This window comes from Tatumella morbirosei, assembly GCF_000757425.2.
GTDB lineage: Bacteria > Pseudomonadota > Gammaproteobacteria > Enterobacterales > Enterobacteriaceae > Tatumella > Tatumella morbirosei.
In genome coordinates this window covers 95,628-109,145 of record NZ_JPKR02000001.1, presented here as the reverse complement: position 1 = coordinate 109,145, position 13,518 = coordinate 95,628, and the positions used below count along the sequence as shown (strand labels likewise).

At 50.9% G+C, this 13,518-nt stretch carries 13 protein-coding genes; 7 read left to right on the top strand and 6 right to left on the bottom strand.

Annotated features, from left to right (window positions below; translation table 11 throughout):
• Positions 1-37: 37 nt before the first annotated feature.
• Positions 38-931 (bottom strand): LysR family transcriptional regulator ArgP, encoded by an 894-nt coding sequence (locus HA49_RS00540; protein ID WP_072055899.1) that lies wholly within the window; start codon positions 929-931, stop codon positions 38-40.
• A 185-nt stretch (positions 932-1,116) separates the two neighbouring features.
• Positions 1,117-1,698 (bottom strand): CGNR zinc finger domain-containing protein, encoded by a 582-nt coding sequence (locus HA49_RS00535; RefSeq protein WP_038017133.1) that lies wholly within the window; start codon positions 1,696-1,698, stop codon positions 1,117-1,119.
• Positions 1,699-1,789: 91 nt separating this feature from the next.
• On the opposite strand from HA49_RS00535, the gene HA49_RS00530 reads away from it, so the two are divergent.
• Entirely contained in the window at positions 1,790-2,746 is a 957-nt protein-coding gene (locus HA49_RS00530) for an alpha/beta fold hydrolase (protein WP_038017131.1), read from the top strand.
• Between the two features lie 486 nt (positions 2,747-3,232).
• Positions 3,233-3,442 carry a YdgH/BhsA/McbA-like domain containing protein gene (locus HA49_RS00525; protein ID WP_038017120.1) on the top strand — a complete coding sequence of 70 codons (210 nt, stop codon included), beginning with the start codon at positions 3,233-3,235 and terminating at the stop codon, positions 3,440-3,442.
• Between the two features lie 91 nt (positions 3,443-3,533).
• Here HA49_RS00525 and HA49_RS00520 read toward each other — a convergent pair whose 3' ends face one another.
• Genes HA49_RS00520 through HA49_RS00510 form a run of 3 tightly spaced genes read right to left on the bottom strand, consistent with a single transcriptional unit; the run spans position 3,534 to position 5,304 of the window.
• A complete protein-coding gene (locus tag HA49_RS00520; protein ID WP_052752410.1) occupies positions 3,534-3,995 on the bottom strand; it encodes a DUF943 family protein in 462 nt (153 codons plus the stop codon).
• 26 nt (positions 3,996-4,021) lie between these two features.
• Positions 4,022-4,483 carry a DUF943 family protein gene (locus HA49_RS00515; RefSeq protein ID WP_038017128.1) on the bottom strand — a complete coding sequence of 154 codons (462 nt, stop codon included), beginning with the start codon at positions 4,481-4,483 and terminating at the stop codon, positions 4,022-4,024.
• On the bottom strand, positions 4,480-5,304 hold the full coding sequence (locus HA49_RS00510) for a YPO3983 family protein (RefSeq protein WP_245610131.1): 825 nt from the start codon (positions 5,302-5,304) through the stop codon (positions 4,480-4,482). Before HA49_RS00510 ends, HA49_RS00515 begins: the two co-directional genes overlap by 4 nt.
• A gap of 222 nt (positions 5,305-5,526) precedes the next feature.
• Here HA49_RS00510 and HA49_RS00505 point away from each other — a divergent pair, with 222 nt between their 5' ends.
• From HA49_RS00505 to HA49_RS00490, 4 genes are all read left to right on the top strand, one after another.
• Positions 5,527-5,736, top strand: coding sequence for a YdgH/BhsA/McbA-like domain containing protein (locus HA49_RS00505; protein ID WP_038017126.1), 210 nt, complete (start codon positions 5,527-5,529; stop codon positions 5,734-5,736).
• A 250-nt stretch (positions 5,737-5,986) separates the two neighbouring features.
• Positions 5,987-7,765, top strand: coding sequence for a hypothetical protein (locus HA49_RS00500; protein ID WP_038017124.1), 1,779 nt, complete (start codon positions 5,987-5,989; stop codon positions 7,763-7,765).
• 21 nt (positions 7,766-7,786) lie between these two features.
• Complete coding sequence (locus HA49_RS00495) at positions 7,787-10,624, top strand: DUF4062 domain-containing protein (protein ID WP_038017122.1); 2,838 nt, start codon at positions 7,787-7,789, stop codon at positions 10,622-10,624.
• Between the two features lie 216 nt (positions 10,625-10,840).
• Complete coding sequence (locus HA49_RS00490) at positions 10,841-11,050, top strand: YdgH/BhsA/McbA-like domain containing protein (RefSeq protein WP_038017120.1); 210 nt, start codon at positions 10,841-10,843, stop codon at positions 11,048-11,050.
• 80 nt (positions 11,051-11,130) lie between these two features.
• Here HA49_RS00490 and HA49_RS00485 read toward each other — a convergent pair whose 3' ends face one another.
• Positions 11,131-11,451 carry a darcynin family protein gene (locus HA49_RS00485; RefSeq protein ID WP_038017118.1) on the bottom strand — a complete coding sequence of 107 codons (321 nt, stop codon included), beginning with the start codon at positions 11,449-11,451 and terminating at the stop codon, positions 11,131-11,133.
• A 381-nt stretch (positions 11,452-11,832) separates the two neighbouring features.
• Here HA49_RS00485 and HA49_RS00480 point away from each other — a divergent pair, with 381 nt between their 5' ends.
• Positions 11,833-13,515, top strand: a complete 1,683-nt coding sequence (locus tag HA49_RS00480; protein ID WP_046791613.1) for a DnaJ-like cysteine-rich domain-containing protein — start codon at positions 11,833-11,835, stop codon at positions 13,513-13,515.
• Positions 13,516-13,518 lie beyond the last annotated feature (3 nt).

Genomic DNA, 13,518 nt, shown 5'->3' with positions numbered 1-13,518 from the left:
GTGAAGGGTAGCGGATTATCTGAACCGTGCCGGCGGGTCAGTCCGGCGGATTCTGATGCAACTCAGTGCGGGCTACGGCATGCACGCTGCGGGTTAATGTTTCCAGCAACCGTAGTGTCAGGCTCCAGCGATGCCAGTACAAAGGGGTATCTACCGGACAATCCTCCGCCAGGTCGACCAGCCTGCCCTCCGCCAGCAAAGGCGCAGACAGATGTTCCGGCAGCATACCCCAGCCTAATCCGCGAACAATCGCCTGCAGGTAAGCATAGGTTGAAGGGACAAACTGCTGTGGCGGCGAGACTTCCTGCCGGGTAAAGCAACGGATAAATTTATTCTGCAAATCATCTTTGTGATTAAACATCATGACCGGGGCCAGACTCAATGTTTCGGCCGACACTCCGCGACTAAAACAACGCTGATAAAATTCCACTGAGGCACAGGCCTTATAGCGCATGGTTCCCAGAAATTCGGTTTTACACCCCTGCAACAGCGTCGGATCTGCACTGACAGCGGCCATGACCTCACCACTTTGCAATAACGAGGCACTGAAATCCTGATCCTCAACCCGGACATCGAGGATAATGCCGTGATCCCGATAGACAGCTTCGATAACGCTTAAAAACCAGCCGTCTACCGAATCTGCGTTTACCGCAATCACCGCTTTTTCGCGGTGTAGCTCCTGCTGGTTCAGTAAAAAATCATTCTCCAGCAACTCAATTTTTTCGGCATAACGATAGAGTTCCTGTCCCGATCGGGTCGCTTTGCATGGGCTGCCACGGATAATCAGCACCTGCCCCATCAGTTCTTCCAGCGCGCGGATACGCTGGCTGACGGCGGAAGGAGTGATATGCAGCTTGCCGGAAGCCTTTTCGAAGGTCCCGCAGCGAATAATCTCCATAAAGGTTTCAAGAAAGGAATAATTAAGTTTCATCGTTAGTTTATCTTAAGCAACAGAGATTGCGTTAATCTGCCTTAACTCTGTGGTTCAGGCAACCGGTCGGCCCACAGGCCCCACGCCACCATTCCGATAATCATCGGGGCGCAGGGTGGATTCCGCACTGGTCTGTCCATGTCGAAATTATTCAGCAGTCAGCCCGGTGAGTAGTGTCACCAGCCTTACTCAGGTTTGTTTCTGGAACGGAATGCGGCGACCTTCATTCGATTACCGCAGGTTGCCATGCTACACCAGCGCCGGCGATGAGATTTACTCAGGTCATGGAACAGCAGGATACAGTCATCAGCTTCGCACTGACGTACAAACTGAAATTTATCGCTGCTTACCAGGTTTATAAGCGCCTCAGCAACCGGCCAGAGAAGACCGGATGCATCTGCGGAAGTTTGATAAACCGCAGTCCGGTATTGCCGCATATCGTCATCCCATTCAAGCCGGGTGATCGGCTGACCTGCCTTAAGCAGCTGGTTGATAACGGTCAGATCCACCGCGACACGATTCATGGCTGCGTTGACAATTTTCCTTGCTGTGTCACGAAGTTCGCGAGCTTCGGCCAGTAATTCCTCCGGAAGCTGCTGATGAATATCGTGCAACAGTCCGGCGCGTATCAGCCAGTTGGCAATACTCTGTTCATCCCTCAGACAGTCATGAGGCTGACCATCAACCCTGTATTCACTGTTAATAAAATCGAGCGCCAGGTTATCCCCTACAAACGGGGCATCGGTATAAGAATGATTCAGAACCATGATTCTATGTAACCCATAAAAATTTATTTGTCAGGTTACCAAAAATACTGTAACCTTCAAATTCACACTTTACAGGTTACAAGGAATAATCATGATTATCTCTGATTCAACTACCGCCACAGCAGCCACCTGTCAGCATAACCACAGTGCAGATTCTGTCTCTGCGGCGAACCCGGTGCATTACCGCTATGAGCAGGTGAATAACGTCAGAATTTTCTACCGGGAAGCCGGTAATCCAACATCGCCAACAATATTGCTGCTTCATGGATTTGCAGCCTCATCTTTTATGTTCCGCGACCTGATCCCCAAACTCGCAAGCCGCTATCACGTCATTGCCCCCGACCTGCCAGCCTTTGGCTTTACTGAAACCCCTTCAGGGAGTGAATATTCTTATACTTTCAGCCAGTTGGCGAAGACCATCGGGCAATTCACCGAACAACTTATGCTCGATTCTTATGCACTTGTGGTTCACGACTACGGAGCCCCGGTCGGCTGGCGACTGGCAGTCGCTCATCCGGAGCGGGTGACTGCCATTGTTTCTCAGAATGGCAACGCTTATGAGGAAGGACTCGGCGAGAGCTGGGCGCCTATCCGGAAATACTGGCAGCACCCCACACAACAGCACCGGGAGAACCTGCATGACTTCCCGACACCGGCGTCGATACAATGGCAATATCTTGAAGGTGTTACCGACAAAAATTTGGTTTCACCAGATGGATATACGCTCGAAGGGTTGCAAATTTCGCGTCCGGGAATGGCAGAGATTCAACTGGATCTGCTGCTGGATTACGCCTCAAATGTGGCACTGTATCCTGCTTTTCAGAAGTACTTCCGGGATTATCAGCCGCCACTGTTAGCCGTTTGGGGTAAAAACGATCCTTTTTTCCTTCCGGCTGGTGCACTGGCATGGAAACGCGATATTCCTGATGCGGAAATCCACTTCTATGATACCGGCCACTTCGCGCTGGAAACCCATAGCAGAGAAATTATTCCGGTTATTGAACAGTTCCTGGAAAAAACATTTCGTAAAGGTCCCGACGCTATATAGCCGCGAAGGCCAGCAAGACTGATAAACAGGGATATTACGGGTCATTTCCCAGGCCCGTAATATTGAGTACTTCAGTCAGCGGTCTTTTGTTTCCACCGCTTTTATTTTGAATCAATCCCCCTTTTGACGGGAAAATCCCCCCGAAGCGATCACGCGCTTCCTGACGAGGGCTCTGCTCTTCTGTTATTGAGTACCGCAGTTGGCAGCTTAGTATTACCGCCTGCCCCCTCGTCACTTCTCTTTGAGCGGGTCATCACCGCCCGGAACAATCAACGTCAGTGTCCGGTTTGTTTTTCAGATAATATCCATTAATACACTGATTTAAAGAGGCTTTATCAGAAATCACCCTCATGATTGTTTATTGTTCAGTTTTTTTGAATCGATACAACAATAAGCTTAGCTATTCACTGAGCGTTTCCGGGCGTAGCATCACTTCCATCGGGACAGAACGTCCCACTCCACCAAATTTACGCTGAGGAAATACTCATGAAAACCATCAAAAATATTGCTGCTGTTGCGCTGTTATCTGTTATTTCTGCCGGTGCTTTCGCTCAGACGGTGACCGCGACCGCCTCAACGCTGGACGGTGCCGAAGCGAAAATTGCCGCTCAGGCTAAAGCCGCAGGTACCGGCTACAGCATTACCGAAGCACGGGACGGTAACCAGGTGCATATGACTGCCGAACTGACTAAATAATTGAATCTCTGAACCGTGCAAAAGGCCGCCTGCGGGTGGCTTTTGCTGGTGCGGTATCATCCGCTGTGATTCCGGAAGCAGAGACTGGCTGTTAGTTTTCCCGCCGGACCAACCGGCCATCCTCTTTGACCTGATAGTATCCGGAAGAAACGACCACCGTCAGTCCCCGGTTCGGGGTATTTCTTACCCACATCAGGCTGTTTTTATCAATGCAGTTCGCTGGCGGCTTTAATTCCGGAAAACAGATCGAGTCGTCAATTTTCTCCGGCTTTAATCCTCCGGCGAGGTCCCAGAAAATCATTGTGAAATTGCCATTTTCATCGGTCTGCGGCAGATTATACTGGTGTTTTAACCGCTCCCGGTTGTCCAGCCACCAACGAATCATTCCGCTCTCCGTCAGGGGAGGATTTTTCAGTAAGACATCACTAAATCTACCCTCGGTATGGGTGGCTATAATTTCCACCGGACGAAGTGACAGCCAGCTAATAATACCTGCGACCATGATTGCCGCGCTAACCAGACCACAAAGTATTTTATTTCGGTATTTCTTCACTGGCCTCACCTTTGTTCAGTGGTACTTTAGTATTCCCGCCTGACCAGTCCGCCATCCTCTTTGACCTGATAGTACCCGGAGGAATTGACTACCGTCAGCCCCAGGTTCTGGCTATTACTGACCCACAGCCTTTTGTTCTTATCAATACAGTTCGCTGGCGGCTTTAATTCCGGAAAACAGATCGAGTCGTCAATTTTTTCCGGCTTTAATCCTCCGGCCAGATCCCAGAAAATCATTTCATAATTGCCGTTTTCATCGGTTTGCGGCAGATTATACTGTTGTTTCAGCCGCTCCCGGTTGTCCTGCCACCAGCGAACCATTCCGCGATTAGTCAGTGGGGGATTTTTTAGCAAGACATCACTAAAAATACCCTCGGTATGGGTGGCAATAATTTCCACCGGATGCACATACAGCCAGATAATAAAACCAGAAACTAATGTATATGCTAAAAGCAGCCCACTGAGAATTTTATATTTGTATATTTTCATCGACGTCCCCCTGTGATTTCTATCGTGGCTTCCATATTGGTCATAAACGGTTGGAAGGAAAAATCTGCTGAGCGCTGTAATAAAAACCAGATCCTGAATAAATTAAACTGGCAGAATTTACTATTAAGAATATCATTATCATCCAGGCCAAAATGGTCCTGAACCCGGTAGCGAATACGGGCATGATAATAGTGATCTGTCACCGACAGTGATGTCACTGAAATATCCGTAGCCCAGGTATCATGAACCGTAATCCCCAGGCCGTTAAAATTGTCCTGAAGTCTGTCAAATTTTGGTAAACGGCCCTTATTGATTTCTCCGGAAATAATTTGGCAGGCGTTTTCTTTTAACGACTTGCTCTGCCAGTCAATCACCTCACGAAAATACGTAGCTAAAATATATCGGGTACTGTTTTTCTCTGACCGGTCATTAAGAATATGCTGTTCTAACTCCCTGTTCAGACTGCCACTGCGAAATACCGCACCATTGCTGTACTGCATATGTGTGATCATTGTTTTAATCACATGTTTATAAGGCCCGAACCAGGCAAAGGCTGCTGAAAGATGTCTGAATTCATCGAATAAAATTGCGGCACACTGCTGCCGGGTCATCGGGTCACCCTGAGGACGGGTGCCATGAAACATAGATTGTGGCTGATTAAATCCGCTGATCTTTCTCAGCGTGTAGGGATCGACCCTGGCCGACACATGAGACAAATGATAGTCACGGATTAACTGGTGACGGGTAATCCTGTTCCGGTCATGGTCATACGCTCCGTGTATGTTAAACCTGCACAGAGAATATACAGCCAACCACCGCACTACAACACTACAGTCTCCCCGGGGAGCTTTTTCAGATTTTCGCTCGTAATATTCTGATTCAAATGATCTTTATCAGAACTACTGTCATGATTTTTTATTGTTCAGTTTTTTTGAATCGATACAACAATAAGCTTAGCTATTCACTGAGCGTTTCCGGGCGTAGCATTACTTTCATCGGGACAGAACGTCCCACTCCACCCAATTTACGCTGAGGAAATACTTATGAAAACCATCAAAAATATTGCTGCTGTTGCGCTGTTATCTGTTATTTCTGCCGGTGCTTTCGCTCAGACGGTGACCGCGACCGCCTCAACGCTGGACGGTGCCGAAGCGAAAATTGCCGCTCAGGCTAAAGCCGCAGGTGCCGGCTACAGCATTACCGAAGCACGGGACGGTAACCAGGTACATATGACTGCCGAACTGACTAAATAATTGAATCTCTGAACCGTGCAAAAGGCCGCCTGCGGGCGGCTTTTGCTTATCCACTTTTGCCCTTTCGCGTACTTTCCTTTGTTACCGTTTTCCCGGCCGCGGGTAACAATTCTGCTCTCAGCCAATCAGCACGGATATTGCAGTGAAAATTCCTTTGCCTGAAGGGTAACGGTAAAAACTGTTAATGGTTTATCTGGTAAATATTTGAAGGTATATTCAAATATATCTACATGTTTCACTATAGCTGACCATGATAATCGACTCCCCTGCTTTACCCATTACTATCGGCGTGACCGGGCACCGTGATGTCCAGGATAGCGATCAGTTGCTGCTATTGCTTGAACAGGAAATTAACGCCATCCGTTCCCGTTATCCTGATTCGCCGTTGCTGGCACTCTCTTCTCTGGCCGAAGGAGCAGATCGCCTGTTTGCACGGGTAGCCATGCAACTGCACATTCCGCTGCATGTTGTGCTGCCCTTTAACCAACAGGAATATGAAAAGGATTTTATTTCTGAAGATAATCCGTCAGGCAGCGTAGCGGAATTCCGTGAACTGTATGACTACGCCCTCAGAACCGGTGATGTTTATTGCATCGATACTGTGGTGCCGGGTTCAGAGCCGATGATCAGTGATACCAGCAATCCCCGGGGGCCTCTCTACCGGGATCTGCAATATGCCAAAGCCGGGATGTATCTGGCTGAACGTTGTCATATTTTGTTTGCCTTGTGGGATGGTGCTGATGCCCGTGGGTTGGGAGGAACCGCCCAGGTCGTGAGTTTCCGCCGCTATGGCAGACTCCAGGATCGTGATATGGCCGCACTGAATCAGCAGTTACCAGGGATTAAGCGTTACCTGGGGCAGTCTGGCTTGCTGGACATTCCGGATACCGGTCTGGTCTGCCATATTCATGTCCGCAGGAAAAACGGCCGCTATGCAGGAGAACAGCAAACGCCTTCCGTCAGCTGGTATCCGCCTCTGCCAGCCACCCGCGGCGGCACAAAGAAAACCGCCTCTGCCAGTGACAGCTGGTATGACAGTCTGCAAAAGCTTAATCAACTGAATGCCGCCATTGCGCAACAGGAACAGCATCACCCTTCGGCCGGTGGCGATCATTTCTCACTTTCCGCGTTTAACCACATCGACCGGCTGGCTAACCGGCAGATGTCAGGCATTCGTCAGCGTTACAGCCGGATATTTTTGCTGGCTGCCCTGACGGCACTGGCGGGTAACCGGGTTCCCGGTGATCCGGAGAGTTGGGTCATTATTTCACTGTTTGCCAGCCTGCTACTGCTGTTGTTACTTGCTATCTCCCTATGGAACACCCACCGTTCAGAGACTAAGGCCGAAGCGACGGCTATGCGGGCACTGGCCGAAGGGTTGCGGGTACAAAATGTCTGGCGCAGGGCAGGCATTTCCCGCCCGGTCAGCCTGCACTATCTGCGGCGCAGTCATCCACGGCTGGCATGGGTTCGCCGTGCGTTGCTGGGAAGCAGTGTTTATCCGCGTCCGGCACCACAACAACTGACCGCCGGTTTAGCCGATATCAGACAGGAATGGGTGGCCGGACAACAGCACTACCTGGAAACCAACACCGAAAAGAAAGAGCAGCGTTTCCGGCGTTTCAGAAAAATGGCGGGCACATTATTTGGATCTGGCATAGGCCTGACCGCGCTGGTTCTGCTGTCCAGTCTGACGGCCATCAGTAACGAATCTCTTGCCCATGAGCTTCACCTGCATGCATTCAATATGTGGGGAGAACATCTGGCAGAATTCCTGATTGCCAGTGCCGCATTGTGTGCCGGTTACGCGAAATTCCTCGGATTCGAGGACGATATTACCGACTACCAGCGATCTGCGGCACTCTTCGCGGCGGCAGAAAAGCGCATGTCCGATACCACCCAACATTATGTCCCTGACGAGGAAGATATCCGCGAAACGCTTTACGCTTTAGGCTGCGAAACGTTACAGGAAAATGCCCGTTGGGTGGCGCGTGAAACCAGCCGTGACGTCGAACTTATCGGCGGCTGACCGTTCTGTATGGAGATCCCCATGAATACCAGAATTCCTCGTGAAATCAGAGTGTTTCTTTCCTCCACCTTCCGCGATATGGATGCAGAAAGGGATTACCTGGTGACACGGGTTTTCCCGGAGATCCGTCGGTTGTGTTATGAGCGCATGGTCACTTTCAGTGAGATTGACCTGCGGTGGGGAATTACCGAGCAGGCCGCGAAAAATGGCCGGACGGTACAGATTTGTCTGGAAGAGATAGAACGTTGCAGGCAATTGGGCATTCCCCCCTTTTTTATCGGTTTTCTCGGGGAACGGTACGGCTGGGTTCCGCAGCCCAACGATTTATCGGAATACTGGCAAAATTCGCCGGACCAACAGTATGCAGACATTATCCGTCAGGCTCTGACGGCGGGAATTAGCGTTACCGAGCTGGAAATCCGCTTTGCCTTCCTTGAACCTCCCCGGGAGTTCAGCCTGACCTCTGCTGAACATGGCTTACCCCGGGTGCAAATGTATCTGCGTGACCCGGCACTGACCGTTAAACTACAGCAGCAGGCTCAGGATAAAAATGGCTGGTTTGACAGGTTAGCAGACGGCACACCGGACACCGTGTCGGCGCAAAAGCAGCAATCGCTGAAACAACGCCTGCGTCGTGATTTTTCCGGGGTGATTGCGATTGACCACTACGCCTCGGTTGAAGCCTTTGGGGAATCGGTCAGCCACTATCTGCGCGAGGCGATTGATACACTTTACCCGGCGGAGTCGGTACCGGATAGCTGGCAACAAAAAACACGGGAACATAACCTGTATGCCATGGTCAGGCGACGTGGCTATATTCCATTGGAAGATTTTCGTCAGCAGTTGATTCGCCAACTCAACCGGACAGCAGGGTATATCGAACCAGCCCCCATACTGATCACCGCCACTTCCGGTATGGGAAAAAGCGCCTTTATGGCCGATCTGGAAACTGATTTACTCAGCCGCAACAAACCCTATGAGTGGCCAGATGAAGACGTTTTTAAAAATGAATCGATTGAAGATATTCTGAATAAAGACCAGAATTTTCGCGTATTCAGCCACTACACCGGGGCTGACGGAGACCAGAGCCTGGAGAACTTCCGTCACCGGCTATTTCATTTTCTGGCATTTGCCGGAGATAACGATGAACTCTCGCCGGATGACGCTCTGGCGTGGGAGCAGCTTGATCAACGCCTTGCCCGTTTTATCAGTCAACAGACTGTCACGCTGGTACTGCTACTGGATGCGGTAAATCAGTTAATGCCTGCCGAAAATAGCCTCAGGCGCCTTTATCAACGAACCTGGCCACGCAGGGTGTTACTGGTGGTCAGCGGGACACCGGAAGCCTCAGCGCTGATAAGTCAGCTTAATCAAGAACCGGAAGCTTCCCGCTGGCAACTTTCGGAATTACCGGCACTGACAGAAGACCAACGCAGAGCCTTGTGCAGCGCACGTCTTTCCGGCGTCAGCAAAACACTCTCAGACCCGCTGACGCAGCGTCTGATCACCGCCGATGCCTGCCGTAACCCATTATTTCTTCATCTGATTCTGGAAGAATTATGCCTGCATGCCCGTCATGAAGCCCTGCCCTCGTTACTGGACGATCTCCTTACCAGTCAGACCCCGGGGGCACTGTTTTTACGCGTGTTACAGGCCGCAGATCACGATTATGCACTGCCGCAACTGGCCACCCGCACTGCCTGTTGCATTGCCTGCTCAAGACGCGGGCTGACCCATTCAGAACTCGCCGGAGCACTGGCTGAATATCCGGAAATCCGGGTCGCCGATCAGGAGTTATTACCGTTGCTGGCGCGGCTGGCCCCTTATTGTATTAACAGTGAAGGACGCCTGCGGTTACTGCACAGCAGTTTTGAAGAGGCAATGCAGCACAGTCCGGTAACAGAACGCTGCCGTGAAGCGTTGATCAGCCAATTTATTGACGATAATCAGAATGATTATGCCCTGGCAGAACGTAGCTGGCAGTGGCTGGCCCTTGACGAACCTGATGCTGTGGTCAGGGAGCTGTCAGTCGCCCGAAATGTCATCAGTCTGTATCGCACCGATGCCGGTCTGTTACACCGGGTCTGGCAGGCCTCCGGGGTCTATCAGGTCAATCCGCTGAGCGGTAAATTACTTCAGCCATTCAGCTGGGAGCCACTGCCGGCTGACCTGCCGGATGAAGATACGGTCACCGCACTGAATATCTTTACCTGGCTACGGCAGGCCGGTGCGACAACCGCTGCCAGTGACTGGGCTGAAGCTATCAGACCCTTAGTTGATTCACCGGAGACTTCAGACAGCAGTAAAGCGGCGTTCTACAACACGTTGTCGGTACTGCAAACCGATCTTGGTCACGGGCCGCAGGCCGGTTTAGCCATTGATAAAGCTATCGATCATGGGCTGGGGCTGATGAATCCGGAATTTATGGCGGGAGCATTGGCCAACAAGGCCAGCGTACTCGAAAAATCGGGAAATTCTGGTCAGGCGCTGGAACTGTTTGAAAAAGCCAGGCTGATGGCGCAGATACCTCCCGGCAATCCGGTTATTGAAGCCATTATTATTATGCGAATTGCCCAGTTAAAGGCATCGCTGAATATCGCCAGCAGCAAAGAAACCGAACAACAAATTAATCTGTCGATCAGTATGATTCGACAGCTACCGCCTTACGATAAGCAACAGAAACATCTGTGCGAGCTATACCAGGAACTGGCCTCGGTCTTTATGGAACGTGAAGATTTCTCTGCGGCTGCAGATACCTACCTCCTTGCCATTGCGGCGGGCAGCCATTTGTATGAGCCCGATGAGGGACCTATGCCCGAATTGTTAGAAATCTGCCAGTGGTGTTTACAACGTCTCTGACCGGCAAATAGTGAATCGGGATGGCTGAGTTTCCGGCCGGAATGACGGGATGATTTCCGTTCTTCGGTTGCTGGCCTCCCCTCTATTTAACTAATTCAGTTTTTTTGAACCGATACAACAATAAGCTTAGCTGTTCACTGAGTGTTTCCGGGCGTAGCATTACTTTCATCGGGACAGAACGTCCCACTCCAACCAATTTACGCTGAGGAAATACTTATGAAAACCATCAAAAATATTGCTGCTGTTGCGCTGTTATCTGTCATCTCTGCCGGTGCTTTTGCCCAGACGGTAACCGCGACCGCCTCAACACTGGACGGTGCCGAAGCGAAAATTGCCGCTCAGGCTAAAGCCGCAGGTACCGGCTACAGCATCACCGAAGCACGGGACGGTAACCAGGTGCATATGACTGCCGAACTGACTAAATAGTTGAATCTCTGAACCGTGCAAAAGGCCGCCACGGGCGGCCTTTGCTGGTGCAGGAATGGCTGTCTGGTTCGAGGGGGATATCAGTGAGTCTGCTTTTCAAACGCTTTAAAGCCATCTTCAATGGTCGGGATAATTTCGGCAATTTCAAAGTATGGCGTGGTAATCAACTCTGAATCACGCAGCCTTTCAATTGCGTAGTAAAACGACTGCATATCCTCCGCCTGAAACATCGCAACATCGGTACAACGTGCAGTAAATGCCTCCGCGTCGAACATTCTGAGGGTCACTTTCCCGTCACTCAGCACCTCTGCCAGTACCCTGTCGGCAATCCGGTTTCTTTCTTTGCGTGGCAACCGCAGCCAGGCCGTGGTCGTTTTCAGCAAAACAAATACCGTTATCATTAATGCTCCTGTTATGTAGTTTTCCCCAGGGTATCAGAGCGTTGTTACATAATCCCTCACCGAAACGGCGGGGTTTGTAACAACCGGTGTTTTCGACAGGCCAGCCACACCCATCCGCTAACTCAGAAACTGACTTACTGAGTTAACAGCCCACCGTACAAAACTTATCCATAATTCGTCTGTAAATTCAGAGTGATAAATAATTGCCTGATCCGGCCCCGGACAGTATTGTAAAGAAATAGTTAACTATATAGTCAGAAAACTATCCGGTAACAATACGTTTTCCTTCACCGGACAGGGGTCACTGATTCCCCCTCCGGCTGAAGCGACTGATACAACGACTGGCTACCGATAACTTTTCAGTGAAAACGGGACATGATCATGGAACAAGAAGCCTGGCTTACGGTCGGGAAAAAAGTAATACAGGACTTTACTGAAAATTCTACCCGGTTGGTTCCGGAGAAAATCGAACTGACCGTCAAAGAGTTTGTAAATTTTGCCTTCCGGATCCATCTGCAGCTGGGATTTCGCCTGCAGGAACAACGCACCACCCAGCCAGGGTACATTTCTGCCAGTGACAACCACCGGGTTTTCACCCATGCCGGTGACTATTCACAGGCCCTGAAAGCTGAGAGCAGTGCCGTGTGGTCACGGACAGAAACGTTACGTGAAGCCAGGGCGCTGGTACTCTCACAACATTATGGGGAGTTACGCAAACCCACGGTCATCTATTCCCATCCACGACAACTGTGCCATACCGAAGATTGTCGTCACTGCCACGGCCGTGGCAGGGTGAGTTGTTCCGGCTGTTCCGGTTCCGGTAAGAATAGCTGTCACGGCTGCGGCGGCAGTGGTCAGGTTACAGAACAGCGGACACATTACGACCATTACACCAAACAAAACCGTTACGAAAACGTCTATGTCTCCTGCTCATCCTGCTATGGCAGTGGAAAAATCAGTTGCCGTCAGTGTGGCGGTTCAGGCCATCAGAGCTGCTCCCCCTGCAACGGTACCGGTGTGCTCAGTGAAATCACCCGCCTGCAGACCGTCGCTGTTCCTGACTATCAGCTGGTCTACTTTACCGGGGATGTTCCGCAGTATATTAAAGACGGCTTATACAAAACCGGCCTGCCGGATCTTGAGCAGGTGGGGAATATTACGCTGCTCTCCAACGACATCGATGAAGAACATCGTCAGGTAAAATTTTTGTTCGATGCGACTGTTCCGTTTGCGCGGCTGGACAGCCCGCTGCCGCAACTACACAGTGCTGATCAGGTCATCCACTGGATAATCTATGGGAGTCAGCCACAAATTCTTGATTCCGGCCATGTGGTTGAGCGAATGCTGAAAGGCGACCTGGATGATCTGGTCCGTGTCAGCAAAAATAGCCGACTGCTGAACCCGTTTATCGCCGGTTTCAGCCGCAAGACGCTCCGGACATTTATGGAATCAGAATCCCATCAACAGATGTTGCAGGGTAACGCTAAAGGTCTGAGCGGGAAATTGCTGAGTGAGAAACTGAGCCGGAGTTTATCAGAACCTTACATCGAAGAGTCACTCACCAGCCTCCGTTCGCTGAGCCGGGCGATTCAGAACTGGTCAGTGATCAAATGGATTATTTTCGGCAGCCTGTTCAGTTGGCTGTTGATGCCGTTGTTTACCGCATGGAATCATGCCTGGTTTCCTGATCTGGAAACCGGCAGAAGCTACCTGACCCCTTTTACCCGCTGGGACAGTCAGCAACATATTCTGATCTCTCTGGAAGTGTTAGGGCGCTATTGTGGAGTATTTGTGGCGGCAGCGGGTTTGATGATTCCCGCACTGGGCTATGGCTGGCGCCGATTTTGGGCCAGACGGCGCCTTGGCCGAGAATGGTCACTGTGGAGTCGGGCAAAAGGCGGGGTACGCCATCGCTGGTGGCTCAGCCTGGTGGCCATCCTGTTACTGAGCGGGGTATTGCTGGCCGTGTTGCCGATTTGGCTAACGCCGTCGGGAGCGCTGTTTAATGTGGTCCCCTTTAAGACTCAGGCCCTGCAGATTTTACATTTTACCGGTCAGCGTTAGAGC